This is a genomic window from Kitasatospora sp. NPDC042419 (assembly GCF_056437345.1).
This window is the reverse complement of sequence record NZ_JBWKAW010000016.1, coordinates 1-25,634: the sequence shown is the minus strand read 5'-3', so window position 1 is coordinate 25,634 and position 25,634 is coordinate 1. Positions and strand designations below refer to the sequence as shown.

Sequence of the window (25,634 nt, the reverse complement as noted above, 5' to 3'; positions counted from 1 at the left end):
GGGCCCGGAGACCGGCGGGGACTGTGGGGCCGACGGCGGCTGCGCGGACTGCGGGGGCGACGGACCCCGGTGGTCGGGTGCCGGGCCGTCACGCCGCGTACTCCACGACCGGGGCGGACCGCCGGGCCAGCAGTCCCCGGCAGGCGAAGGCCAGTCCGGCGGCGGCCAGGGCGGTGCAGGTCGCCACGGCGAACACCGTCCGCGGCCCGAGCGGGTCCATCAGCAGTCCGCCGACCTGCTGGCCGAGCGCGTCTCCCAGGACGGTGGCCAGCGACGCCCAGGTGAACGCCTCCGCCAGTGACCGCCCGTCGGCGATGCCGCTCACCAGGGTCATCTCGGTGGCGGAGACCAGGGCGATGGGCGCGCTGCCCACCGCGAGCGCCACCGCCAGGCCCGCCTGGGAGCCGGCGAGCAGCGTCAGCCCGGTCCCGAGGGCGTAGGCCAGCAGCAGCCGGGGGAAGCGCACCTGGGGGGCGACCTCGGACTGTGACCGGCCCAGCCAGAGGGCGCCCAGTGCGCTGCCGATCCCCCAGCACGCGTACACCACGCCCGCGCCGCCCGGTGCGCCGTGCTCGGCGACGAAGGCCGGGATCGCCAGGGTCAGCAGTCCGACGGGGACTGCGGAGACGGCCATGACGGCGGCCAGCGCCAGCATGGCCGGTTCCCGCAGCGGGCCCAGCAGTTGCCGCGGTTCCTTCGGGGCGCCGGGCGCCTCCCGGGCGTTCGGGGCGACCGGGTCGGCGCCGTGGGTGCCGTCCGTGCTGCCGTTGCTCTCCGGACTGCCGGTGCTGCCTGCGCCGCCGGCACGGTCGGTGCGGTCGGTGCCGGACGGCAGGCGGGTGTGCGCGAGTCCGAGGGTGCCCAGCCCGCCCAGGACCGCGACCGTCGTGAGGGCCAGGCCGGCCGAGCCGACCAGCATCAGCGCCGCCAGCATCAGCGGCGCACCGATCACCAGGACCTCGGTGAGCAGCGCCTCCCAGAGGTAGGCCGTCTCGCGCTCCTCCTCCCGGAGCGGCAGCCGCGCCCAGAGCGAGCGCATGCAGGCGTTGGCGGGCGGCAGCACCACCCCGGCGACGACCGCGGCCGCGGGCTGCTCCCAGCCGCCCGGGCGGGTCACCCACACCAGGACGGCGAGCGCCGCCGGGTAGGCGACGGCCGTCACGCTCAGCACCGCCGCCCGTCCGCGGCGGTCGAGGCGGCGGGCGATCAGCGGGCTGCCGAGGGCCATCCCCAGCGTGTACAGCGCCGCGACCAGGCCGGCCTGCGCGTAGCTGCCGCCCTGTTCACGGACCGTCAGCACGATGGCCAGCGACATCAGGTAGACCGGGAGCCTGGAGACGACGCTCCACCAGGCCGCGCCGGCCACCCGGGGGCGGGTGAGCAGGTCGAGGAAGCGACGGGGCAGGCCGCTGGTCACGTGGTCGGTCTCCGTTCCGTGGCCGCCCGGGGGCGGCGGGGTCGGGCGGCGCGCCCGCGCCGCCCCCGGGGTGGTGCGGGCGGCACGGGGCGCGAGGGTGTGGGGGCGGCGGCGTGGACGTCACGGACGCCTGGACGCCCTGGACGTCTGGACGTCTGGACGTCTGGACGTCTGAACGTCTGAACGCCTGGGATTCGCGTCGCGGGCGGGGATCAGAGGGGGACGACGTCGGCCTCCCGCTCCGGCACCACCTCGATCGTGAACCGGTCGAGCACCTCGCGCATACGGGCTTCCACCTCCCCCACCGACCCGCCCACGACATGGGCGTACCCCGAGGCGTTGTGCGAGGCCCGCCGGGCCGTCACCGGATCACCGGTGCCCACCTTGAGCACGGCGTCCACGACCCCCGGCATCGCCAGGATCTCCTCGCGGGAGGTGATCCGCCGGATCCTGCCGGACCCGGGCAGCGGCAGCAGCAGGTCACCCGCACAGCGACGCTCACGGTAGTCCAGTTCCGGGCGGCGGCCGAGGTAGACCGCCAGGGTGGCCCCGAACACGTCGAACCCGTACGCGTGCCCGTGGTTGGCGGGGATCTCGCAGCCCGCGAGCCGCACGCCGATCTCGCCCGCGTACACCTCGCCGTCGATCAGGAAGAACTCCATGTGCGCGTAGCCGTGGTCGATGCCCATCCCGGTGACGATGCGCTGGACCAGCGCCGTCAGGTCGACCGGCGGTCCCTCGCCGGTGCCGACGCTGATGTTGGCGTTCATCGCGCCGTCGACGATGTCCAGCGGGCGGCAGGGCATCGCGCTCGGCCACGTGTCCAGCACCTCGCCGTCGAGGATGAGCGCGCACACCTCCCACTCGGTGCCGCCGAGGTGCTCCTCCACCATCCACCGCCGCGCGCCGAGGTCGATCCCGGCGAGGTCGCCCGGCCCGGAGAGGCGGTGGGTGTCCACGCAGGCGAACGAGTCCACCGGCTTGAGCACCACCGGCCAGCCGTGCCGGCCGGCGAACCGCGCGATCTCCTCCGCCGACTCCACCCGCGCGAACTCCGCGGTCCGCAGGCCGACTTCACGGAAGCAGGCCTTCATGGCCGCCTTGTCCCGGACCAGGGTCACCTGCTGCCGCGTCAGGTGCGGGAGGCCGGCCAGCTCCGCGAACCGCTGGGCCTCGGCCTGCCGGGGCTCCGACGGGTTGCAGAACCGGGTCGGGGGCACCGGCAGCTCCGCCGCCCACTCCCGGTACCGCTTCGCCTCCTCCTCCGCCGCCACGCCCTCGCGCACCCAGAAGGCGGGCAGGTGCGCGGTTTCGAGGAGGTAGCCCTCCGGCAGGTCCTGCGCCGTCCCGGCGAACCGCAGCAGGACCAGCCGGCCGGCCAGCTCGCGGGCCGCGTAGCGGGTGAACGAGGACGGCCGGTCGTCCACCATCAGCAGCACCTCGGCGCCGGTCACACCGCCTCCAGCACCTGGCGGACGGCCTTGGCGGCGAGGGCCTGCTCCTCCTCGGACAGCTCCGGGGAGAGCGGCACGCACAGGGTGCGGTCCAGGAGGTCCCTGGTCCGGGCGAAGCCGTCGCGGCTGAGCGCGAGCGGGCCCTCGGGGGCGTGGTTCCACGGGAAGCCGTCACGGTAGATCGAGCGGCGGCCGGTCAGCACCGGGTGGTCGGGCAGCAGGTACTTCCCGAGCGTCCAGTTGGCGATGCCGGCCGCGGTGAGCGCGGCCACCGCGGCGTCCCGCAGCCCCTTGCTCTCGCACCGGAACCGCAGGCTGACCTTCACGTCGCCGGCCGCCCGGGGCAGGGCCTCCAGGTCGGGCCGGTCCGGCAGCTCGGCCAGGGCGATGGCGTACATCCGCTCCAGACCGGCGAGCAGCACGTCGAGGTGCCGGAACTGCTGGCACTGCACGGCCGCGACCTGCTCGCTGGTCACGAAGTTCTCGCCGAAGTGGGCGTCCTGGTTCCACGTCGGGTAGTGCCCCGGCACCCGCGCCGAGCCGTGGTCGTGGTAGCGGCGCATGACCGCCCAGGCCTCCTCGTCGCCGGTGACGAGCAGCCCGCCCTCCCCCGAGGTGAGGACCTTGTTGTGGTGGAAGCTGAACGTCCCGGCGTACCCGGCCGTCCCGACGTACCGGCCGTCGGGGAAGCGCGCGCCGAGGGACTGCGCGCAGTCCTCGACGAGGTACGGCACGCCGGTGGGCAGCGGCGCCACGGTGCCCTCCATGTGGGCCGTGATCACCCGCTGCGCGTCGGGCGGCAGCAGCGTCGGGTCCATCGAGAGCGAGTCGTCGGCGTCGACCAGCACCGGGATCAGGCCGCAGGACAGGACCGCGCCGGCCACCGCGACGAACGTGACCGCCGGGATGTGGACCAGGTCGCCGACGGCGGGCCGGGTGGAGATCAGCGCCAGCCGGAGGGCCTCGGTGCAGTTGTGGACGGCCAGGGCGTGGCCCGCGCCCAGCCGGTCGGCGACCGTCCGCTCCAGCCGGGAGGCCATGCTCTCGTTCTCGGTCTGGTACCGGAACAGGACCTGGTGCTCGATCACCTCCTGCAGCTCCGCCATGTCGGACCAGTCGAGGTAGTTCGCTCCGTAGGGCAGGAAGCGCTGCCCGAGCCGCTTGTCGAGAGAGCTCATGGTGTGTCGGACTCCGTGATCGGCTGCGCCGCGCCGTCGACGACCATCTCCTGGCCTCGGTAGTTGCGGAGCAGCAGGCCTTCGGGGGTGGGGGTGTAGGAGGGCTGCGCGATGGGGATCTTGCCGATCCGCGTGGTCAGCACGTACTGGGGGACGCCGAAGCCGGTGATGTGGCCCTGGAGGCCGGCCATGATCTCCCACCCCTTCTCCACGGACGTCATGAAGTGCGAGACCCCGGTGACGTTGTCGCAGTGGTAGAGGTAGTACGGCCGGACCCGGATCCGCAGCAGCTCGGTCATCAGGGTGCGCATGGTGTCGACGTCGTCGTTGATCCCGCGCAGCAGGACCGTCTGGTTCCCGACCGGGATCCCGTGCCGCAGCAGGCGGTCCACGGCTGCCGCGGCCTCCGGGGTGATCTCCTTCGGGTGGTTGAAGTGGGTGTTCAGCCAGACCGGGTGGTAGCGGGAGAGCATCGAGCAGAGCCCGTCGGTGATCCGCTGCGGCAGCAGCACGGGGAACCTGCTGCCGATCCGGATGATCTCCACGCTGGGGATCGCGCGGAGCCCGGCGATGATCTCCTCCAGCTTGCCGTCCTGGTAGGAGAGCGGGTCGCCGCCGGTCAGCAGGACGTCCCTGATCTCGGGGTGGTCGGCGATGTAGCGCAGGTCCTCGTCGTACGAGCCGCCCTCGTCGTCACGGAAGTACGTGCCCTCGACGTCGGTCGTGTGGAACTTGCGCGTGCAGTGGCGGCAGTAGACCGGGCAGGCCTCGGTGACCAGCATGATCACCCGGTCCGGGTACTTGTGCACCACCCGGTTGGTCTTGCGGTAGTAGGTGTCCCCGACCGGGTCGACCTCGGCACCGGGGAACTCCATCAGCTCGCCGAGCGCCGGCACCGCCTGCTGCCGGACCGGGCAGTCGGGGTCGTCCGGGTCCATCAGCGAGGCGTAGTACGGGGTGACGCTCCAGCGGTACTTGCCCGCCACCCCGGCGATGGCCTTCTCCTCGTCGGTGCTGAGGTTGATCCACTGCCGGGCCTTGTCGGCGGTGGTGATGCGCCGGCGCATGTGCCAGCGCCAGTCGTCCCAGTCGGTCTCCGGGACCCTGGGTCGGATCAGTTCGGGACGGGTGGCAGCCGTGGGTTCGCGGAGGGTGTCGGACATGGCGGCTCCAGCGCGGTGGGGCGGGCTCAGAGGGGAGGCGGGTCACGGGGCGGCGGGCACGGCGGAGGCGGGGTCACGGTGGGGCGAGCGCGAGTTGGCGGACGGCGCGGGCGACGCGTTGCGCGCCGCGCAGGTCGTCCAGGGCCGGGTCGAGCAGGTGCCACGGCCCGGCCGCGTCCGCCGCGGACGGTGCCCACAGGCCCGGGTCGCCGGGATCCTCGGCCGAGGGCAGCGGGAGGACCCCGGCGACCGCGGCCGCGAGGTCCCGTTGGGCGGCTCCGAGGGCCGGCAGCAGGGCCAGCGGCGCCCGCCGGGCCTGGGCGAGGGCGAGCGCCCCGAGCACCGGCGAGGCGAGGAACACGGCGGCGTCGGCGTGGAGCGCGTCCGGATCGGCCTCCGCGGCCCGGCTCAGCCGCAGGCCCGGCTGCTCCGCGAGGCCCTCCAGTGCGGACCGCAGGAGGTCGAGCCCGGTGTCGGCGACCACCTCGCAGCCGCCGGTGTGCCGGAGCGCGGCGGCCGCCAGCCCGGGGAGCACCCCGGTGGCGAAGGCCTTCGCCTCGGTGTCGGGCACCTCCCAGAGCGAGAGCAGCAGCAGGGTGCCCGAGCGGGTCCGGCTCCGGCCGGTGCGCTGCGGGGCGAGGACCCCGGTGGGCCGTGCGCCGCGGACGGCGGCCCCGCGCGACGGCAGCCACCCCGGCCGGTGGGTTCGGCCGACCGCGCGCTCCGGTGGCGCGGCGGCGCCGGACGGACCGGGGTGGCCCGAGTCCAGGTGCACCACCGGCACGCCGAGGCCCAGCAGCCGCCCGGTGGCCGCCCGGTCGTCGCAGACCAGCGCCGCGACCGGCGGCGGGTCGGGGTCGGGCCCGGCCACCCGGCGGAGGTCGCCGAGGTGGGCCGCCACCCGGTGCAGGGCGAGCACCGAGTCCAGCTGGTCCTCCCGGGCGCTGAGCAGCACCCGGGGGCCCTGCGGGGCGCGTTCGTCCGGAGCGGGCGGGGCCAGTGGGGCCACCGGGGTCTGCGGAGCGGAGGTCAGTAGTGCCACGGTCCCACCGCCCCGAGCCGGGCGACGTCGTCGCTGTAGCCCGCGGCGGTGGTGGAGCACCCGCTGCACACCTCGGGGCCGCGCTCGCGGAAGTAGTCGGCGTGGGTCCGGAAGACGGGGGTGTCCAGCCGGATCACTCCCTGCTCCCGCAGCGGGGCGCCGCCGGGCCCGTCCTCGCCCTCCCGGTGGGGGATGCAGCTGCAGGCGTACATCCGCCCGTACTTGCCGTCGACGTAGATCACGTCGTCGGCGACGTGGCACAGCGGTTCGGCGGCGCGCGGCGTGACGGACCGGGTGAAGTACCGCTCCTGCTCCTCCGGGGTGTCGCCGTAGAAGCGCTTGCCCATCGGGACCAGCACGGCGGCCGGGTCGGCGTCGTAGATCGGGTCGCAGACGCTGCGGACGTGGTCGGCGTCCGGGTAGGTGACGGTGCGGTCGAGCTTGAGGGCGGACAGCTCCCACTGCCGCACCCCCGCCTCGGTCAGCACCTGCTGGAGCTGCGGCATCTCGGTGTAGTTGTGCGGCCCGACCACGGTGTTGACCCTGGGCAGGACGCCGAGCGCGGCGGCGTCGCGCAGGCCCTGCAGCCCGCTGTCGAACATGCCTGGGGAGCGCCGGTAGACGTCGTGGGTGGCGCCCGAGGAGCCGTCCAGGCTGACGATCACCTGCGCCAGGCCGGCCTCGGCCAGCCGGGGGGCCTGCCGGGGCAGCAGCGAGCCGTTGGTGATCAGGGACATCTTCATCCCGGCGGCCGTCCCCGAGCGCACCAGCTCCACCACGTCCGGGTGCATCAGCGGTTCGCCGCCGGTGAAGCGGACGTAGCCGACACCGGCGTCCCGGGCCTTGGGCAGCAGGTCGTCGAAGTCCTCCCGGGAGAAGCGGAACGTGTCGCGGGAGAGCGCGAACTCGCACATGAAGCAGTCGGCGTTGCAGGCTTCCAGGATCCGGATGAAGAGGTAGCGATCACGTGCACGCACGGGGCGGGGACCTTCCAGGCGACTCACGGGACGGGTGGGACGGGGCCGGGGGCGGGGGCCGGGCCGGGCCGGGCCGGGCCGGGCCGGGCGGAACGCGCGGGTCGGACGGGACGTGGCGGCGGGTCAGTCGGGCGGGCCCGCCGCGCCCAGGGTCCCGAGCAGGGCGTCGGCCACCTGGGCCGCGCCGCCGGTGCCGACCGCGGCGGTGAGGGCGCCCCAGTCGGCGACCCCGGCGGACCGGCGCAGCGCCTCCAGGAGGCCGTCGCGCAGGGCACGGCCGACGGCCCGGCGGTCGTCGCCCCGCGCCGCCGCCCCGATCGCGCCGTAGATCAGCTCCAGGGCGTTGTCCTCCCCCTCGGAGCGCAGCGCCAGCGCCTCGTCCTCGGCGAGCACGTCCTTGGGCCAGAGCACCCGCAGCCGGGCCCTCAACGCCTGGCTGTGGTACCGGCCGTTGAAGATCTGGCTGAGGTTCTGCGGCGGCAGGCAGACGGTGGGGACGCCCAGCCGGCCCGCTTCCAGCAGGGTGGTCAGACCCGGTGAGGTGAGCAGGACGTCGCAGTGGGCCAGGCGTTCCAGGAACGCCCCGTGGCCGAGCGGGCCGGTGGTCGTCCGGGCCGGGGCGATCGACGCGTCGACCAGCCGGCCGGCCAGGTCGGCGGGCAGGTTCCCGGCGATGTGCACCTCGTCGACCCCGTGGGCGGCGAGGGCCTCCAGGGCGGCCGGGACGACCAGGCTCGGGTAGTGCCCGGGATCGCCGAGCCTCGGTGCCCGCAGGCCGCCCAGACTGATGAGCGCCCTGCGGTACGGGCCGGCGCCGCCCCGCCCGGGGGCGCGGCCGGTGTCCGCGCCCGGGGCGACCGCGCGCTCCGGCACCGGGGCCCGGGGGCCGGCGATGACCGCCTCGACCCAGCGCAGCGCCCGGGCGTCGGCCAGGACGTCCAGGCACTCGGACGGCAGCTCCACGCTCTTCTGCGCGCAGTACACCGTCGCGTCCAGGGGCAGTGCCTCGCGGTCGCCCTCGGACCAGAGGAAGGGCAGGCTGTCGACGAACACCGTGGGCACGCCGGCGGCCAGCAGCGCCTTCGCGGCCGCGCCGTCCAGGACCACCACGGCGGCCCGGACGCCCTGTGCCCGGACGATCTCGCGGACGGCGGGGGCCAGCCGGCCGGGGTCGTCCGGCAGGTCGTACCAGTCGTCCACGGTGTGCTCGGCGAGCAGCGGCCGGCCCAGCCCCGAGGCCAGCCCGACGAACCGCAGCGGTGGGGTCGGCCGGTCCCGCAGCGCGGTGAGCACCGCGCTGAGCTTCCCCGAACTGCCCCACCCGAATTCGGCCCCGACCAGCGCGACGGTGGCGGGAGCGGGCCTCGGGGTGGAGTTCTCGGCGTGCGCAGCGACATCGGACGGCATCGGTTGTCTCTCGCATTCCTGGGACGGCCGACAGGGTGGTGGGCGGAGCGGGCACCGCGCACCGCGTGCACGGAAACCGCCCCGGGAGAGATCACGCAAACCCCGCCGCCGGATCGGTGCGGCGAGGATTCCTTCGAGCACAACCGTTACGCATACGGCCGATCGGCACAAGGCTCCGGATCCGCATTCAGGCTCACGAGTGAATAGCCCGATCGATCGACTAACTATCATCCGATCATTGCGAGTTGATGATCCGTCCCCGAACCCGCCACCGGACCCGCCGCCGAATCCCCGACCCGCCCGGCCGGACCGGGAATTGAATCGCCCACCGAGCGTCCGGCGGCTAGGATCCGCTTCCATGGGCTACCTCGAAGCCACCGGCCTCGGTCACGTTCTCGCCGACGGTCGCGAGCTGTTCCACGACGTCTCCTTCCGCGTACCGGCGGGCGAAACGGTCGCACTCATCGGCGACAACGGTGCGGGCAAGACCACGCTGCTGCGCACCCTGTCGGGCGAACTCCCGCCCCAGCAGGGGTCGTTCCGCGCCCAGGGCGCGCTGGCCGTCATGCCGCAGTTCATCGGCAGCCTGCGCGACGACCGGACGGTCCGGGACCTCCTGCTCACCGTCGCCCCGCCGCCGCTGCGGAAGGCCGCCGCCGGTCTCGACGCGGCCGAGCTCGCCATGATGGAGACGGACGACGAGCCCACCCAACTCCGCTACGCCCAGGCACTGGTGGACTGGGGCGAGGCCGGCGGGTACGACTACGAGGTGCTCTGGGACACCGTGACGGTCGCCGCGCTCGGCACCCCCTTCCAGGTCGCGCAGTACCGCGAGGTCTCGACGCTGTCCGGCGGCGAGCAGAAGCGGCTCGTCCTGGAGGCCCTGCTCCGGGGCCCGGCCGAACTGCTGCTGCTCGACGAACCGGACAACTACCTGGACGTCCCCGGCAAGCGCTGGCTGGAGGAGCAGCTCGCCCAGACCCGGCAGGGCGTGCTGCTGATCACCCACGACCGCGAGGTGCTGAGCCGCACGGCCGGCCAGGTCGTGACGCTGGAGGGCGGCTCCGCCTGGACCCACGGCGGCGGATTCGCCACCTGGGCGGACGCCCGGGAGGCCCGCTGGCAGCGCGCGGCGGAGCTGCGGCAGCGCTGGAGCGAGAAGCACGAACAGCTCAAGGAGCTGGTCAGGACGCTGCGCCAGCAGTCCTCCATCAGCGACGAGATGGCCTCGCGCTACCACGCCGCCCAGACCAGGCTGGCGAAGTTCGAGGCGGCCGGGCCGCCGCCCGCACCGCCGCGGCGCCAGCGGGTCGCGCCGGACCTGCGCGGCGGCCGGACCGGGGTCCGCGCGATCACCTGCCGCGAGCTGGAACTCAGCGGGCTGATGCGGCCGTTCGACCTGGAGGTGTTCTTCGGGGACCGGGTCTGCGTGCTCGGTTCGAACGGCTCCGGCAAGAGCCACTTCCTCCGCCTGCTGGACGAGGCCGCCGGGGACGCGGCCCCGACGGTGGCGCACACCGGCGAGTGCCGGCTGGGCGCACGCGTCCGGCCCGGGCTGTTCGCCCAGACGCACCGGCACCCGGAGTGGGCCGGCCGGACCCCGGCCGACATTCTCGGCGCCGGCGAGGGCGACCGCGCCGGGCTCGACCTCGAACGCGCGATGTCGGCCCTGAGCCGCTACGGGCTGGCCGGCGCCGGCCGCCAGAGCTTCGAGACCCTCTCGGGCGGCCAGCAGGCCCGCTTCCAGATCCTGCTGCTGGAACTGGCCGGTGCCACCCTGCTGTTGCTGGACGAACCGACCGACAACCTCGACCTCATCTCCGCCGAGGCGCTGGAGGAGGCGCTGGCCGCCTTCACCGGAACGGTGGTGGCGGTCACCCACGACCGCTGGTTCGCCCGGGTGTTCAGCCGTTTCCTGGTCTTCCGGGCGGACGGCCGGGTGGTGGAGGCCGACGAACCGGTCTGGGACGAGGGCCGGGTCAGCCGCGTCCGCAGCTGACCCGGATCCGCCGCGGCCGCCGGTACCGGGGCCGGCGGCGGCGCTGGCTCAGACCGCCGGCTTCCACCCCAGCGCGGGGGCGAGCCGGGTCGCGATGTCGGTGAGGATCTGCACGTAGTCCCGGTGGCCGAAGGTGAACGGCAGCGCGAAGACGACCTCGTCGACCTCCCGGAACGCGGCGTGGGCGTACAGCCGTTCGGCGATCTCGACGGACGTCCCCACCAGGTCCGCCGCGAACATCGTGCGCGCCGGCCCCTGCGGGGCGGTGGTGCGCGCGAGCCGGCTCCGGGCGTAGTCCAGGTACTTCCCGCGCTGCTCCGCCGAGGCGCTGTCGGTGGGGATGACCACCAGCCCCTGGGAGACCCGGGCGCGCGCGCCCTCCGGGTGGTGGGCGCGGAAGGTCTCGATCTGCGAGCGCTGGATCTCGGCGAAGTCCTCCGACTCCTCCGCCCGCACCACGTTGCTGGTCAGCAGGCCGAGCCCCTGCTCGCCCGCCCACCGGGCCGAGCGCAGGCTCCCGCCGCCGTACCAGACGCGGCTCGCCAGGCCGGGCGCCACCGGCTGGACGCGGTCGGAGTACACCTCGATGCCCTCGACGCCGCTGAAGTCGGTGGCGGGCTCGCCCTTCACGAAGTCCAGCAGCCGCCGCACCCGCTCGTAGCCGAACTCCTCGGCCTCGGCGGTGTCCGGGTACAGCGCGGGGGCGACCTGCTCCCAGTGGCCGGGCCGTCCGACGCTGATGCCGGGGTTGAGCCGGCCGCCGGACAGGATGTCGGTGGTCGCGAGGTCCTCGGCCAGCCGCAGCGGGTTCTCCCAGCCCAACGGGATGACCGCGGTGCCCAGCTGGATGCGGCTGGTGCGCTGCGTCGCCGCCGCGAGCACGGCGACGGGCGAGGATATGCCGTACTGGAGGTGCCGGTGGCGCACCCAGGCGCTGTCGAATCCCAGCTGTTCGCCGAGCTCGATGAGCTGGAGCGTCGACTCGTGCCCCCGGCCCGGGTCGGCCGGGTCGAACAGCCCGATGGTCAGGAACCCCAGCTTGCGAAGGGGCTGCGAAGGCGACGGCACCGGTTCCTCCGTTTTCCGCGACGGGCTCGGCACGGAGCGGCGCGGTTCGACTGTCACGGCCCGGAGACCGATCGCCGGGCGTCCGGCCACACTCACACGCGGTCGGGGGACGATCAAGTGGCCCACCGGAAACGTCATCGGGAGCAACACGCCCGTGACGTACCCGCAGCAGACCGCGCCGGCGGCTCGGCTGCGCGACCCGCGGCGACGGCCCGGCCCGGCCCGGCCCTGCCCTGCCCTGCCCTGCCCTGCCCTGCCCTGCCGGCGAGCGGGCTACTCCGGCGGCGCTCCCCGTCGGTCCGCGCTGCGGAACAGCGGCTTCCCGGCGTGCAGCCGGCGGCGGATCCGCCGGTAGCTCGGCCGCCCGAGCTTGGGCAGCCGGCCCTCCCGGGCCCGCTTCGCACCCCCGTCGTACAGCTGCGGGACGAGGATCTCCCGCGCGGCCCTCAGCTGCTCCTTCGTCGGGTCGTAGGAGTCGATCTCGACCTCCAGCTCGCCCGTGCCGTACGAGGCGGACTTGTCGGACAGCACCAGCGCCCGGCCGTGGACGGCCCCGGCCACCTCGAAGGTGAAGTCGTTGTAGTAGCCGCAGACCATGCCCTCGGCCCGCAGGTCTCCCCCCACGTACACCGAACCCCAGGAGACGAGGTCGCGCACGACGAGGTCGCCGAGGACGACCAGCATGCCGATCCGGGAGACGTAGTCGTCCAGGAAGCCGTGCACCACGAGGTCGCCGTCCACGATCAGCGCCACGTCGTGGTCGAGGTCCTCCGGCACGACCAGGTCGCCGTGGTGGACGTACCACCCGTAGCCGGAGTCGTCGAGGTAGTCGGAGATGTTCGTCAGCCGGCCGATGCGCTCGGCGTACGCGCCGGCGTCGGGCAGCCGGTCGAACCGGGCCCGCCAGTCGGAGGTGGTCAGCACGGCTCCTGCGTCTCCCGTCGTGCGGCCGCGCGCAGGGACCGGACCTCCAGCAGGTCACGGGCCTGGGCGGCGTGGTCGTCGTCCGGACACCCGGCGATCGCGGCGAGCACGGGCACCGGGAGCTCGGGGTTCTCCATCATGGCGGAGCAGCGCGCGCATTCGGCGGCCCAGCCGAGCAGGAGGTCGCGCGGGGCGGCCGGGTTCCTCGCCAGGTCGTCCAGGTGGCCGCCCGCCGGCGCCGGGTCGACCGCGCGGGCGAACTCCGCCAGCGCCGCGGGCGGGACGTGCCGGTTGGTGACCGCCCTCTGCAGGTGGTGGATCGGGCTGCCGACCATCGCGCCGAGCACCTGCTCCGGCGGCTCCGTCCCGACGGCGCCCTCGATCCGGTCGAAGCTCGCCCGCTCCTCGCCCTCCTCGACGGTGCTCGCGCAGTAGCCGAGCGCGAAGCCGATGAAGAGGTCGGCCGGCCAGTTCGGCTGGGACAGCGCGTTCCCCTCGTGGAAGTACGGGTTCAGCTCCAGCGCGTGCAGGCGGCGCAGCGACTCGGGCGGGGTGGCCGGGTGGTCGAGGACCGTGTGGACGAGGCGGCGGCGCTCCTCCCACTCGTCGGGCTCGGGCTCCCGGTCCGCGGCGGCGTCGGCGGCGGCGAGCCCGGCCAGGGTGTCGACGAGCCGGTCGAGCGCGGCGGGCGGGGCGAGCAGGTTGTCGCCGAGCGCGGCGAGCACCGCTCGGTCGGGGTCGTCCGCGAGCGCGGTCAGCCGGGCGACCGGGGTGAACCAGTTGGCCGCCGCCTCGGCCCGCACCCGCGGCTCCGGGTCCACGGCGAGCCGGGCGAGCGAGGCGGGGTCGTGGTTGCGCCACCGGGCTGCGACCAGTGCCCGGACCACCGGGTCGGGATCGCCCGCGAGGGTGGTCAGCAGGGGTGCCAGGTCGCGGTGGCCGCGGCGTTCGACGGCGGTGCGGCGCACCCTCGGGTCGGGGTCGGTGAGGTCGGCGTCGCTGCTGCGCCCGAGCGCCGACAGGACGCGGCGCACGCGCGGGTCCGGGTCGCCGGCCAGCGCGTCGAGCTCCTCGGGCCGTACGCCGACCCGGCGGGCGACGGTCAGCCGGACGTCCGCGCACCCGTCGGCGACCAGCACGGCGGCGACCGCGCGGGGCAGTTCCTCCCGGGCGGCCAGCGCGCGGCGCACCGCGTCCGAGCGGTCGGTGGCGAGCGCCGTCACGGCGGCCCCGGGGGTCGCGCGGTGCACGGCGGCGGCCCGCCGCACGCCTTCGTCGGGGTGGGCGGCCAGCCGGGCCAGCCGTTCGGGGCGGGTGGCCGGCTGTGCGGCCAGCGCCCGGGCGACGGCCGTCCAGGCCGGTCCGCCGGCCTCGGCCCGCACGGCGAGCTCCTCCGCCGTCTCGGCGGGCAGGCCGATCCGGGAGGCCGCGATCCGCGCGAGCACGGGGTCGGCGGCCAGCTCGCGCAGCCGCGCCGGCGGGGTCGCGGGCCGCCAGGCCTCGTCCACCAGCAGATCCGTCGTCATGCCGTCCCCTCTTCGCGCCCGTTCCCGACCACCGGTCGGCCACGGGGCACAGCCTCGCACGCCCCTCCGACACCACCTGCACCGGTTCCCTCCCCGTCCCCATGTCCCCGACCCTGTCAGCCGGTTGCCGCGGCGGCGAGGGCGGGCCCGCGGCGGTCGCCGGGGCCGCGGGCCCGGGCCGCCGCGGGCGGGTCGGTCAGGGGCAGTGCTTCCAGGCGAGGTGGTAGACCGTGTTGACGCTGCCGTCGGTGGAGTCCATGGTCATGAAGCTGGTGGTCCTGGTCGTGTCCGAGGTGCCGGCGCTGACCCGGATCTCGGTGTTGATGTTGAAGTTGCGGAGTTCCCCGCAGGGCGCCCAGACCAGGGCGGCGACGGCGACGGTGTCGGTCGCCTGCCAGCTGTCGTCGAGCGCCCCGGTGAACCGGTGGCTGAGCGAGGCGGTCTCGGGCGAGCCCTGGAAGTAGTAGTTGGCCTTCTGGACGGCGCTGGCGCCCTTCTCCAGGTGGGCGAAGCCCCGGTAGTCGGCGGAGGCGATCGCGTAGGTGAAGCCCTGCGGGACGTGGACGTTCAGGTTCAGCTGACAGTTCTTCCGGAAGTCGGTGGGCTTGGAGCCGAGGCCGACCTGTGCCACGTACTGGCTGTAGGTCACGGTGAAGGCCGTGTTGTCCGGGGAGATCGCGATCGCGGCCGTTCCGGCCGGGCATCCGGACCCGTTGACGGTGGCGACGTCGATGACGATCTTGTCCGGCGGAGGCGTCGTCCAGCCGGTGGCGGCGGCGCCGGCGGTGCCGGTCAGCGGGGTGGCGAGCAGGACCGCGGCTGCGCCGCCGACGGCCATGAGGCGTACGGACACGGGCGTTTCCTTCCGTCCAACCGCCGGCTCCCGGTGACGCACCCCCACGTGCGGACCCGGCCGACGGATTGTCACGTACATGTCAGCACGGCGGGTCCACCCCGTACAGGGGAGCGAAACGGCGCACCCCAAAGCGCCGGGGCGGACACACCGGCGCCCGTCCGCGCGCTCACGCCGGGGGGCTCACGCAGGGGCTCGCACCAGGAGCCTCACACCGGCACCGCACCGACGAACCGAACCGGCCCACCCTCCCGGCCATTTGACGGTGGATCGATCGACCGGCCCGCGCCGGGGTCCGGCACCGAATTGCCGACGGAGAACACGGAGAACGAGGAGGCCCGATCCGCCGGATTTCCGGATTCCCGACCGGCCGCCGGAACCACCCCGGCGGGGCGTGCCGCCGGCCGGTGAGCGGGAGCGTCCGCCCCTGGTCGCGAGGGGCAAGGGACAAGGGGAAGAATCCGCTCCTTGCCACTCTCAACTTATAGTCCATCAGGGGACTTGCAGCAAGGCCCCCATGATGGCGCAGAATCTCCGTTCGTCAGCCGGGACCTGCGGAAATTGGAGTTCGGAATGCGTGTGCTGTTGTCTGCCTACGATTCGCGCGGGGGTGTGGAGCCGCTGGTGGCGCTCGCGGTGCGGTTGCGGGAACTCGGCGCGGAGGTCCGGGTGTGCGCGCCGCCGGACGAGGAGTTCGCGAAGCGGCTGGCCGGCGTCGGCGTCGAGATGGTGCCGACCGGGCAGTCGGTGCGCGCGCTGGTGACGGGGAAGACGCCGCCCTCGCCCGGGGGCCTGCCCCGGCGTGCGGCCGAACTGGTCGCCGCGTTCCACGAGAACGTCACCGCGGCCGCCGAGGGGTGCGACGTGCTGCTGGCGACCGGCCTGGTGCCGGCCGTGGCCGGGGTGCGGTCGGCGGCCGAGAAGCTGGGCATCCGCTACGTGTACGCGAGCTACCAGCCGGTCAGCCTGCCCTCGCCGCACCACCCGCCGATGCCGCGGCCGGGGCGCCCGCTCCCGTCCGACGTGACCGACAACCTGGCGCTGTGGGACCGGGACGTCCAGGACGCGCAGGAGGTCTTCGGCGAGGCGGTCAACACCCACCGGGCGTCGGTCGGCCTGCCGCCCGTGGACAACGTCCGCGACCACGTCTTCACCGACCGGCCGTGGCTGGCCACCGACCCGCTGCTGGCGCCGTGGCAGCAGCCGGCGGACCTCGACGTGGTGCAGACCGGCGCTTGGGTCCTGCCCGACGAGCGGCCGCTCCCCGCCGAGCTGACGGCCTTCCTGGACGCCGGCACGCCGCCGGTCTACGTGGGCTTCGGCAGCATCCCCCTGCAGGACCCGGAGAAGGTCACGCGGGAGGCCGTCGAGGCGATCCGCGCGCAGGGCCGCCGTGCGGTCCTCTCCCGCGGCTGGGCGGACCTGGACGCGGTCGACGACCGGGACGACTGCTTCGTCGTCGGCGAGGTCAACCACCAGGCGCTGTTCCGCCGGGTGGCGGCCGTCGTGCACCACGGCGGCGCGGGGACGACGACGACCGCCACCTGGGCCGGCGCGCCCCAGGTGGTGGTGCCCCAGGGCGCGGACCAGCCCTACTTCGCGAGCCGGGTGGCCGGCCTGGGCATCGGCGCGGCCCACGACGGCCCGGTCCCGACCACGGAGTCCCTGTCCGCCGCGCTGGCGATCGCCCTGACCCCGGAGACCCGCGAGCGGGCGACCGCCGTGGCCGGCGCGTTCCGAACCGACGGGGCGGCGGTGGCGGCCGAGCTGCTGCTCGACGCGTCGGCCGGCTGAGGACGGTCGCCGCGAGGCTGCGGACCGGTGCCGGGTGACGGTGCGCCGGGGCCCCGCCCCGGCGCCCCGGAGGGGGAACGGGGGAAGCGGGCCCGGGCCCGACCCGGCCGGGGAAACCGGCCGGGTCGGGCCCGGGGCACGTCCGTGGGCGGTGCCGGGCGGCGTCAGCCGCGGCGGCGGAGCCGGGAGACGGTCAGCAGCGCGGCGCCGGCCAGCAGGACCACCAGCGCCCCGGCCGCGGCGAACCAGGTACCGGCGGCGCCGGTCTCGGCCAGGCCTCCGTGACCGCCATGCCCGCCGTGGTCGCCGTGGTCGGGGACCGGGTGGGGCGAGGGCTTCGGCGTGGGCCGGGGGGACGGCCGCGGGCTCGGGGACGGCGAGGCGGTCGGGGAAGCCGTCGGGGAAGCCGTCGGCGACGGCGAAGCGGTCGGCGAGGCGGTCGGCGAGGAGGTGGGCGAGGCCGTCGGCGACGGCGACGGCGACGGCGACGGCACGACCACGTCGACCGCCGCCCGGCAGGCCGCATCGGTGCTGCCGGCCGGGCAGTTCCCGCCCGGGAGGCTGCCGGTCACGGTGTTGCGCAGGGCCTTGTCCCCGTTCGCCGGGTTGGAGACCGTCACGCTGTAGGTCAGCGTGGCACTCGCACCGGGCGCCAGGCCGAGGGTCCAGTTCAGCGACGGCACCGCGTACGTGACGCTGCCGCTGTCGACGGCGGCGTCCTGGTTGTAGGCCGCGTCGTCCAGGACGGCCGTGAGGTCGTCGGCGACGGTCAGCGCGTCGATCGCGACGCTCCCGGTGTTGGTGACCTTCACCTGGTAGCCGACCCGCTCGCCGGGGGCCGCCGAGGCCCGGTCGGCGGTCTTGGCGACGGTGTAGGCGGGGGCGGCGACGACGGTGTTGCGGACGGTGTTGCTGGTCCGCTGCTGGGAGCGGCCGGTCTGCTCCCCGCTGAAGGAGACGCTCGCGGTGTCGTCGAGCTTCGTCCCGGCGGCCGTGCCGGGGGCGACCAGCGCCTTGAAGGTGATCGTCGAGGTGGCGCCCGGGGCGAGGTCGGCGGCGGTGCAGGTGACGGTGGACCCGGCGGCGCTGCAGTTCGGGTTCGACCCGTCGACGTAGCTCAGTCCGGCCGGCAGGGTGTCGGTGACGGTGATGCCGGTGGCGGTGTCCAGGTCCGCGCTGGTGCCGTCGCCGTGCCGGTTGGCCAGGGTGAAGGAGTAGGTGATCTCGCCGCCGGCCGCGATGTTCCCGGGCGGGTTGTCGTCGGTGGTGCCGGGCGGGGTGTTGGCCTTGGCGATCTGCAGGTCGGGTTCGACGGCTTCCAGGGCGAGCCAGACGGCCTGGGGGTGCAGGGCGTCGCCCTGGCCGGTGATCCGCAGCACCGCCTGGGTGCTGCCGGCCGGGAGTTTGCCGGTGATGTCGACGATGCGGGCGTCGTAGCCGATGTTGTTGACCGGGGCGGGGTCGCGGTCGGTGATGTTGGTGCCGGTGCCGTCGGCGGCGACCCGGTCGATCCGCCCGGTGAACGCGTTGTCCGCGACCACGGTGCCGAGCGGGGTCGGCATCAGGAGCGTCTGCAGCGAGGCGGTGTCCGCGCCGACCTGCAGCGAGTCGCCGGCGATCGGGGTGTCGCCGTCGCCGACCGTGACGCCCATGGTGGCGGCCGCGGCGTGGCCGGCGGGGGTCCGGATGCCGCTGAGGGTGAGGGTGGCCTCCGCGTTCGGCGGGCGCACCAGCTGGTAGCCGTCCCAGACCTGCAGGTAGCGCAGCGGCTCGGCCGGGTTCTCGTAGGCCACCACCAGCGACCAGCCGCCCCAGCAGCCGACGTTCTGGCCGCCGAAGTCGGCGGTGGAGGAGCGCCCCTGGCAGGCCTGGATGTCCGCGACGGTGTAGGAGCCGCTGCCGGCGGCCCGGACGATCGCGGTGACGTCCTTGACGCCGGCGTGGGCGGTGACGTCCTTGGGCGGGGTGCCGCCGGTCTGCTGGTCGAAGTAGTCGTAGACGTCGGCGGTGAGCCGCTGGTAGCCGCTCGCGCCGGGCACCTTCAGCTCGACCTGGTTGGCCTTGGTCGCGTCGCCCGAGGTGGAGGTGACGGAGGTGCCGTCCGGGTTGAGCTGCCAGTAGAGGCGGGCGGAGAGCACGGTGGAGCCGGCCGGGATGGTCAGCGTCGCGGAGGACGCGGTGTTGCCGGGGGCGGCGGGGTCGGTCTTCACCCACTTGGTGCGGCCGTTGTTGTAGCTGTTGTCGTTGCACTCGTCGCCCTGGCTGTCGTCGCAGGCCAGGACCGAGTTGGAGGCCATGGTCAGGTTGCCGTGGGTGAGGAGGGTGACGGCCGGGTCCGGGCCGATCGGGCGCTGGGTGCCGGCGCCGCGCGGGGCCGGGCGGTGCTCGGCGCCGGTGGCGGTGCCGGGTGCGGCGGCGAAGAGGCTGCCGGCCGCCAGGACGCCGGCGAGCGGGAGCAGCGTGCGGATGGTCGGCCGGGGACGGCGGGGACGGTCGTGCGGCACGTCGGGTGCCTCTCGGGTGGGGGACGGTGGGGGTGCGGTCCGGATCCGGTGTCCGCCCGCCCCCCGCTTCCGAGCCCCGGACGGCCGGTACCGGCCCGATCGACGATGGCACCGGGTGATCCGCCTGCCCCGGCAACGCGCGGCCGGGTCACACCTTTGGCCGCACACTCCGGCGCCACCCGGTCGCCACCCGGTTCGGCACCGGGCGGCGACCGGGTGGCGCCCCGTGGCACCCGTGAAAACGGGCGTACCCCCGGTTCCCCGTCGTCCTGAGGACGGGGAACCGGGGGTACGCCGCCCGGGGGCGGAGGGCTCAGCCGCGGTCGGCCGGGGCGGCGGCGCGGAACGCGGCGAGCTCCTCGGTCAGCGCCCTGGTCACCGCGCCCGCCTCGGAGGCCAGGTAGAAGTGGCCGCCGGGGAAGCTCCGGAGGCGGAACCCGCCGTCGGTGACCTCGGACCAGCGCTCGGCCTCCGCCCGGGTCACCTGCGGGTCGGCGTCCCCGGTGAAGACGCTGACCGGGCAGCGCAGCGCCGCTCCGGCGCGGTGGACGTAGGTCTCCACCGCCGTGTAGTCGGCCCGCAGGCTCGGCAGGATCATCTGCTGGATGTCCTCGTCCTGCAGCAGCGCCGAGTCGGTGCCGTTCAGCCGCTGGATCTCGGCGAGGACGCCCGCGTCGTCGCGCAGGTGCACGGTCTCGTGGCGGACGGTCGTCGGCGACCGCCGGCCCGAGGCGATCAGGCCGAGCAGCCGGACGGAGGACTCCTTCTCCAGCCGGCGGGCGGTCTCGTAGGCGAGGACGGCGCCCATGCTGTGCCCGAAGAACACCACCGGGCGCTCGGTCAGGGGGCCGAGCACCCCGCAGAGCTCCTCGACCAGCCGGTCGACGCTGTCGAGGCACGGCTCGTTGCGGCGGTCCTGCCGGCCCGGGTACTGGAGGGACAGCACCTCGACGCCGGGGGCGAGGGCGGCGGACAGCGGCTGGAAGTAGCTTGCGGAGCCGCCGGCGTGCGGGAACGCGACCAGGGTGAGGCCGGCCTCGGGGGCAGGGTGGTACTGCCTGAGCCAGAGTCGGCTCGGCTCCAGGGGGTCGGGCATGCGGTGGGTCCGTTTCTCGTGGTCGGGTCGGTCGTACCCGCGTGCGGGCAGCGGAGTCGGATGGCGGGCGGTGGAGCGGGGTCGGGCTCCGAGCAGTCTGTCGGTAGAGCATCCGGTACGTAAAGCAGTCACCCGGCCTGGTGACGGGTGGCAGGGCCCGCCGACGGGGGGTCAGGCCCGGTAGCGCACCGGGAGTTCGGCGAGCCCGCGCAGGAAGTCCGAGGAGCGCCAGCGGAGCCGCTCCGGACCGACGGCGAGTTCCAGGACGGCGAAGCGGGACAGCACCTCGTTCAGCGCGACCTTGATCTCCTGCCGGGCCAGCTGCTGGCCGAGGCAGAAGTGCGGGCCGTGGCCGAAGCCGAGGTGCGCCGAGGTCGGCCGGGAGATGTCGAACGCGTGCGGGTCCTCGCGCAGCGCCGGGTCCCGGTTGGCGGCCGACAGCAGGAACCGGACGAGCTCGCCCTCGCGGATGACGACACCGCCGGCCTCGACGTCGGTCAGCGCGACGCGGTTGGTGGTCGAGAGCAGCGACCCCCGGTAGCGCAGCGCCTCCTCGACGGTGGCGGCCGCGAGCGACGGGTCGGCCCGCAGCTCGGCCAGCTGGTCCTCGCGGGTGAGGAGTTCCAGCAGGGCGCTGGCGATGACGTAGGCGGTCGTGACGTGGCCGGCGAACAGCAGCACCGAGCCGAAGCCGACGAGCTCCTCCCGGGTGAGCGACGAGCCGTCGTCGAGCTCGGCGGTGACGAGCTCGCTCAGCAGGTCGTCGGTGGGCCGGGCGCGCTTGGCCTCGACGAGGTTGGTGCAGTAGGCCGCGAACGCGTCCTTCGCGGCCTCGCGGACCGGGGCGGACGGCGAGTCCATGTTCCTGACCCGGGTGTGGAACACCTCGCGGTCGGCCAGCGGCACGCCGAGCAGCTCGCAGATCACCTCCAGCGGGAAGGGGTTGGCGAACGCCTCGATGAGGTCGACGGTCCCCTCCCCGGGCAGGCGGTCGAGGATGCCGCGGGCGATGTCGACGAGCCGCGGTTCGAGCCGGCGGACCGTCCGCGACGCGAAGGCGGCGCTGACCAGGCGGCGGTAGCGCGCGTGGTCGGGGTTGTCCTGCTCGAAGAGCACGATCGGGCCGTCGGGGGTCTGCGCGGCGCTCGGCGCGTGCGTGTGGAGGTCGTTGGAGAGCCGGGAGTCGCCGAGGAGGCGGCGGGTCAGTGCGGCGTCGAGGACGGTCCACGCCTCGACGCCGTCGGCCTGCCGGGTGCGGATCACGGGGTGCCTGCGGGCGAGCTGCCCGAGTTCGCGTTCGGCGTCGGGGAGTGAGGAGACCTGGACGAGGTCGAGGACGGGGATCACGGTGGTCCTTCCTGCGAGCCGTGGGACCGGGGACGGGGGCCTGCGAGCGGCGGGGCCGGGGTGTCGGACCCCGGCCCCGGGCCCGGACCGGGGTGTCGGGCCGGGGTGTCGGAGGGGTCGGTCGTCAGGTGGCGGGGACCGGCGGCAGCTCCCGCAGCCACAGGTGCCGGCTCGCGATCCGCCAGCGCTGCCCGACCTTCTCCAGGAGGTCGACGTACGAGCCGCTGCGGCCCTGCTCCTGGTGGCCGTCGTCGAACGCGAAGGCGACGGACAGCAGGGACCGTGCCTCGGCCGTGGTCCCGTCGATCCGGACGATCACCGTGTTGGTGGTGAGGTGGCGCTGGTGCGCGCCGCGGACGTCGACGTTGTGCCGGTACAGCGCGGCCATGGCCGCCACGATGTGCTGACGCGTGGACACCACGGGCGGGTAGCCCTCCGGCCGGGGGGTGAAGGTGAAGCTCGCCTGCTCGGTGAAGAGGTCGCCGAGCGCCTCGAAGTCACCCGAGTCGTAGAACAGGCTGTAGGCGGCGATCACGTCCTGGATCGCGGCCCGGTCGACGAGGAAGTCCGCGTCGAGGTGGCCGGTCGATCCGGGGACGAGGCGGGTCCGGGCGGGTGCGGTGTCGGTCATGTGCGGGTTCCCCTTTGCCGGGAGTGGTCCACTGGTGGAAGGTGTCGCGCGGTCCGGGTGCTCCGGGTGCTCCGGGCGGTCCGGGCGGTCCGGGCGGGACCGCCCGGTCCGGCTGGTGTCATCGGGCCGCCGGGGTGAGGCCGGCGATCCACTCGCGCACGGCCGCGCCGGTCTGTGCCGCGTGCTCGCCGATCATCGTGCAGTGGTCGCCCTCGACCTCCAGGGCGGTGTGCTCGTACGGCCAGGACGAGCGCCACTCCTCGCCGGTCATCGGCTCCTCGGGCGAGCCGGGCACGCAGCGGGACGGCCGGACGAAGAGCGTGGGCACGGCGGTCCGCTCCGGCTCCCAGCCGCGGAACATCCGCCGGTACCGGCCGATCGCCGTGAGCCCGACGTAGCCGAGCGCCGTGAACGCCTGCCGGCGGACGATGACCTCGTAGTTCATCGCCTTGCGCATGCTCCGCGACATGGTGGCGGGCAGGTAGGTGTCCAGCAGGACGAGCCCGGCCGGCTCGGCGCCGAGCGCCTGCAGGCGGGTGGCGACGCCGTGGGCGAGCCAGCCGCTGGACGAGTAGCCGAGCAGCACGAACGGCTCGTCCCCGGCGCAGCGCAGGGTCGCCTCGGTGAGCACGTCGAGCAGGACGTCGCGGGAGGCGGCGAGCGGCTCCTCGGCGCGGAAGCCCGGGACGGTGAGCACCGCGGTGCCGGAGAACCCGTCGAAGGCGGTCGCCAGCCGGCCGAACTGGATGGCGCCGTCGACCGGTGCGAACGGCGGGAAGCAGATCAGCCCCGGCTGTCCGGAGCCGTGCGACATCCGGACGAAGCCCGGGGTCCCGGCGAGCCGCGCGGGGTCCTCGGAGGTCTCGCGGAGGCCGGACGCGCCGACCAGCAGCGCCTCGGCGTCGTCCATCTGGCCGCGCAGGGCGAGGTTGCGGTAGACGGAGCCGAGCAGTTCGTTGGAGTCGTCGGTGCCCGGCGCCGGGTGCGTCGCGCGGCGGGCGCCGGATCCGGCGCCGAGGGCCTCGGCGAGGTGCGCGGCGAGGGCGGCGGGGGTCCCGTGGTCGTAGAGGAGGGTCGACGCGAGGTCGAGTCCGGTGGCCTCGGCCAGCCGGTTGCGCAGCCCGACGGTGGCGAGCGAGTCGAACCCCAGGTCCCGGAAGGGCTGTTCGGGGTCGATCGCCCCGGCGTCGGCGTGGCCGAGCTGGGCGGCGACCTCGGTGCGGACCAGGTCGAGCAGTTCGGCGGCGAGGAGCGCGGGGGACCGTTCGACGGAGCGGTCCCGGAGCGGGTGCCGTCCGCTCGCGTCCTCGGGGGCGGCCACCGGTCCGGCGGCGTCGACGAGTCCGGTGATCAGCGGGCGGGGGCGGGCGGCCGTGTAGCTCTGGGCGAGCAGCGGCCAGTCGACGTCGGCGACCGTCGCGTGGGTCAGGTCCTCGTCGAGGGCCTGGCCGAGGGCGGTCAGGGCGGTGGCGGGCGCCATCGGCCGGACGCCCAGGCGGTCCAGGTGGCGCCCGGCCGCGCCGTCGGCCATGCCGCCGGCCGCCCAGGGGCCCCAGGCGACGGCCGTCGCGGTGAGCCCGCGTTCGCGGCGGCGGAGGGCGAGCGCGTCGAGGTAGGCGTTGGCGGCCGCGTACGCCCCCTGGGCCGTGCCGCCCCAGACGCCCGCGCCGGAGGAGTAGAGGACGAACGCGTCGAGGCCCGCGGCGCCGAACAGCTCGTCGAGGGCCAGTGCGCCGGCGACCTTGGCGGTGACGGTGGCGGCGATCGCGGCGTGGTCGGTGTCGGCCAGCCGGGCGGGCCCGGGCACGCCGGCGGCGTGCACCACCGTCCGGATGTGCGGGAGTTCGTCCTTCAGGAGGTCGCGCAGCCGGGCGGCGGCGTCCGGGGCGGCGAGGTCGCAGGCGAGCGGCACGAGGTCGACGTCCGAGGCGGCGAGGTCGGCGCGCAGCCCGTCGAGCCCGGGGGTGTCCGGGCCGCGGCGGCCGAGGACCAGCACCCGTTCGGCGCCGTGCTCGGCCAGCCACCGGGCGGTGTGGGCGCCGAGTGCGCCCGTGCCGCCGGTGATCAGTGCGGTGCCGCCGGTCCGCCAGGGGCGGGCGGGCCGGGCGGGCGGGGCGTCGTCCGCCGTCCCGGCGAGCCGGCGGACGAAGGTGCCGAGCGGGCGGACGGCGATCTGGTCCTCCGTGCCGGGGCCGGCCAGGACGGCGGCGAGGACGGCCAGGGCGCGGTCGTCCGGAGCGGCCGGCAGGTCGACCAGTCCGCCCCAGCGGTCCGGGTGTTCCAGGCCGATGACGCCGCCGAGGCCCCAGAGGCCGGCCCCGACGGCGGATCCGAGGTCCTCGCCGGTGACGGAGACGGCCCCCGCGGTCAGGCACCAGAGCGGGGCGCCGGTGCCGGCGTCGCCCAGGGCCTGGACCAGGGTGGCGGTCGCGGTGACGGCGCGGACCAGGCCCGGGCCGTCGTCGGTGGCCGCGTCGCCGTCGCCCTGCTCCGCCCCGAGCAGCGAGACGACCCCGGCGAAGCCGTCCGGGCCGCCCGACTCGCCGATCCAGCGGGCGAGTTCGGCGCGGTCCGCGGTCTTGGCGTCGAGTTCCCGGCGCAGGACTTCGGCCCCGTGGCCGGACAGCGCCTCGGCCACCGCGTCGCCGAGGCCGCCGCCCGCGGCGGTGTGGACGAGCAGCCAGCGCCCGGACGGTCCGGTGCCGGGCGCGGCGTCGGACCACGGCTCCCAGTGCACCTCGTGGCGCCAGGAGCGGGCGGTGCGCGCGGCGAGGCTGCCCGTCCGCCAGGAGGACAGGGCCGGCAGCAGTTCGTGCAGCGGCGCGTCCTCGGGCACGTCGAGCAGGGCGGCGACCTCGCCGGTGTCGGAGCGTCCGACCACGTCCCAGAAGGCCGCGTCCCCGGGGTCGGCGGCCTGTCCGGCGGCGCGCTCCGCGGTGGGTGCGGCGCCGGCTGTCGTGGTGGCGGGCCCGGCGGGCGGCTCGGGTTCGAGCCAGTAGCGCCGCCCCTGGAACGGGTAGGTCGGCAGGTCGACGCGCCGCGAACCCTCCAGCGTGCCCGCCCAGTCGACGGGCGTGCCGCGGACGAAGGCGGCGGCCAGTCCTGCCGCGAGGGTGGCGACGGGGTCGCGGTCGCGGCGTTGGACGGGAATGCCGACCGCGTCACTGCCCGCCGTGCACTCCGCCACCATCGCCGTCAACACCGCATCCGGCCCCAACTCCACGAACGTCGACACACCCACCGCCCGCGCAGCC

General features: G+C 75.2%; 18 protein-coding genes. 2 read left to right on the top strand and 16 right to left on the bottom strand.

Annotated elements, in window-relative coordinates; translation table 11 throughout:
* Window positions 1–88 precede the first annotated feature (88 nt).
* From AC067J_RS26570 to AC067J_RS26540, 7 genes are all read right to left on the bottom strand, one after another.
* The gene (locus AC067J_RS26570) at window positions 89–1,417 is read right to left on the bottom strand and encodes an MFS transporter (RefSeq protein WP_478303235.1); all 1,329 of its coding nucleotides are present in this window, start codon (window positions 1,415–1,417) and stop codon (window positions 89–91) included.
* Between the two features lie 212 nt (window positions 1,418–1,629).
* The gene (locus AC067J_RS26565) at window positions 1,630–2,871 is read right to left on the bottom strand and encodes an ATP-grasp domain-containing protein (RefSeq protein WP_478303233.1); all 1,242 of its coding nucleotides are present in this window, start codon (window positions 2,869–2,871) and stop codon (window positions 1,630–1,632) included.
* Window positions 2,868–4,049, bottom strand: coding sequence for a DegT/DnrJ/EryC1/StrS family aminotransferase (locus AC067J_RS26560; RefSeq protein ID WP_478303231.1), 1,182 nt, complete (start codon window positions 4,047–4,049; stop codon window positions 2,868–2,870). Before AC067J_RS26560 ends, AC067J_RS26565 begins: the two co-directional genes overlap by 4 nt.
* Window positions 4,046–5,212 (bottom strand): arginine 2,3-aminomutase, encoded by a 1,167-nt coding sequence (gene blsG, locus AC067J_RS26555; protein ID WP_478303230.1) that lies wholly within the window; start codon window positions 5,210–5,212, stop codon window positions 4,046–4,048. Before blsG ends, AC067J_RS26560 begins: the two co-directional genes overlap by 4 nt.
* A gap of 73 nt (window positions 5,213–5,285) precedes the next feature.
* Complete coding sequence (gene blsF / locus AC067J_RS26550) at window positions 5,286–6,254, bottom strand: CGA synthase-related protein (protein WP_478303228.1); 969 nt, start codon at window positions 6,252–6,254, stop codon at window positions 5,286–5,288.
* On the bottom strand, window positions 6,242–7,231 hold the full coding sequence (gene blsE / locus AC067J_RS26545) for a cytosylglucuronate decarboxylase (protein WP_478303227.1): 990 nt from the start codon (window positions 7,229–7,231) through the stop codon (window positions 6,242–6,244). The genes blsF and blsE overlap by 13 nt, the downstream gene beginning before the upstream one ends.
* Window positions 7,232–7,354: 123 nt before the next feature.
* On the bottom strand, window positions 7,355–8,638 hold the full coding sequence (locus AC067J_RS26540) for a hydroxymethylcytosylglucuronate/cytosylglucuronate synthase (protein ID WP_478303225.1): 1,284 nt from the start codon (window positions 8,636–8,638) through the stop codon (window positions 7,355–7,357).
* A gap of 358 nt (window positions 8,639–8,996) precedes the next feature.
* On the opposite strand from AC067J_RS26540, the gene AC067J_RS26535 reads away from it, so the two are divergent.
* A complete protein-coding gene (locus tag AC067J_RS26535; RefSeq protein WP_478303223.1) occupies window positions 8,997–10,637 on the top strand; it encodes an ABC-F family ATP-binding cassette domain-containing protein in 1,641 nt (546 codons plus the stop codon).
* Window positions 10,638–10,685: 48 nt separating this feature from the next.
* On the opposite strand, the gene AC067J_RS26530 is transcribed toward AC067J_RS26535, so the two are convergent.
* The 4 genes from AC067J_RS26530 to AC067J_RS26515 all read right to left on the bottom strand — a co-directional run bounded on the left by AC067J_RS26530 (window position 10,686) and on the right by AC067J_RS26515 (window position 14,993).
* On the bottom strand, window positions 10,686–11,705 hold the full coding sequence (locus AC067J_RS26530; RefSeq protein ID WP_478303222.1) for an LLM class flavin-dependent oxidoreductase: 1,020 nt from the start codon (window positions 11,703–11,705) through the stop codon (window positions 10,686–10,688).
* 273 nt (window positions 11,706–11,978) lie between these two features.
* Window positions 11,979–12,629 carry a hypothetical protein gene (locus AC067J_RS26525; protein WP_478303220.1) on the bottom strand — a complete coding sequence of 217 codons (651 nt, stop codon included), beginning with the start codon at window positions 12,627–12,629 and terminating at the stop codon, window positions 11,979–11,981.
* Window positions 12,623–14,155 carry a hypothetical protein gene (locus AC067J_RS26520; protein WP_478303219.1) on the bottom strand — a complete coding sequence of 511 codons (1,533 nt, stop codon included), beginning with the start codon at window positions 14,153–14,155 and terminating at the stop codon, window positions 12,623–12,625. The genes AC067J_RS26525 and AC067J_RS26520 overlap by 7 nt, the downstream gene beginning before the upstream one ends.
* 196 nt (window positions 14,156–14,351) lie before the next feature.
* Window positions 14,352–14,993, bottom strand: a complete 642-nt coding sequence (locus tag AC067J_RS26515; protein WP_478303499.1) for a DUF4360 domain-containing protein — start codon at window positions 14,991–14,993, stop codon at window positions 14,352–14,354.
* 588 nt (window positions 14,994–15,581) lie between these two features.
* On the opposite strand from AC067J_RS26515, the gene AC067J_RS26510 reads away from it, so the two are divergent.
* Window positions 15,582–16,802, top strand: coding sequence for a glycosyltransferase (locus tag AC067J_RS26510; RefSeq protein ID WP_478303217.1), 1,221 nt, complete (start codon window positions 15,582–15,584; stop codon window positions 16,800–16,802).
* A 164-nt stretch (window positions 16,803–16,966) separates the two neighbouring features.
* Here AC067J_RS26510 and AC067J_RS26505 read toward each other — a convergent pair whose 3' ends face one another.
* From AC067J_RS26505 to AC067J_RS26485, 5 genes are all read right to left on the bottom strand, one after another.
* Window positions 16,967–19,306 (bottom strand): DUF7927 domain-containing protein, encoded by a 2,340-nt coding sequence (locus tag AC067J_RS26505; RefSeq protein WP_478303215.1) that lies wholly within the window; start codon window positions 19,304–19,306, stop codon window positions 16,967–16,969.
* 313 nt (window positions 19,307–19,619) lie between these two features.
* A complete protein-coding gene (locus tag AC067J_RS26500; RefSeq protein ID WP_478303213.1) occupies window positions 19,620–20,402 on the bottom strand; it encodes a thioesterase II family protein in 783 nt (260 codons plus the stop codon).
* A gap of 171 nt (window positions 20,403–20,573) precedes the next feature.
* Window positions 20,574–21,749, bottom strand: a complete 1,176-nt coding sequence (locus AC067J_RS26495) for a cytochrome P450 (protein WP_478303211.1) — start codon at window positions 21,747–21,749, stop codon at window positions 20,574–20,576.
* 124 nt (window positions 21,750–21,873) lie between these two features.
* Window positions 21,874–22,380, bottom strand: a complete 507-nt coding sequence (locus AC067J_RS26490) for a nuclear transport factor 2 family protein (protein ID WP_478303209.1) — start codon at window positions 22,378–22,380, stop codon at window positions 21,874–21,876.
* Window positions 22,381–22,498: 118 nt separating this feature from the next.
* On the bottom strand, window positions 22,499–25,634 hold a 3,136-nt coding region (locus tag AC067J_RS26485), incomplete at its 5' end, for an SDR family NAD(P)-dependent oxidoreductase (protein ID WP_478303207.1).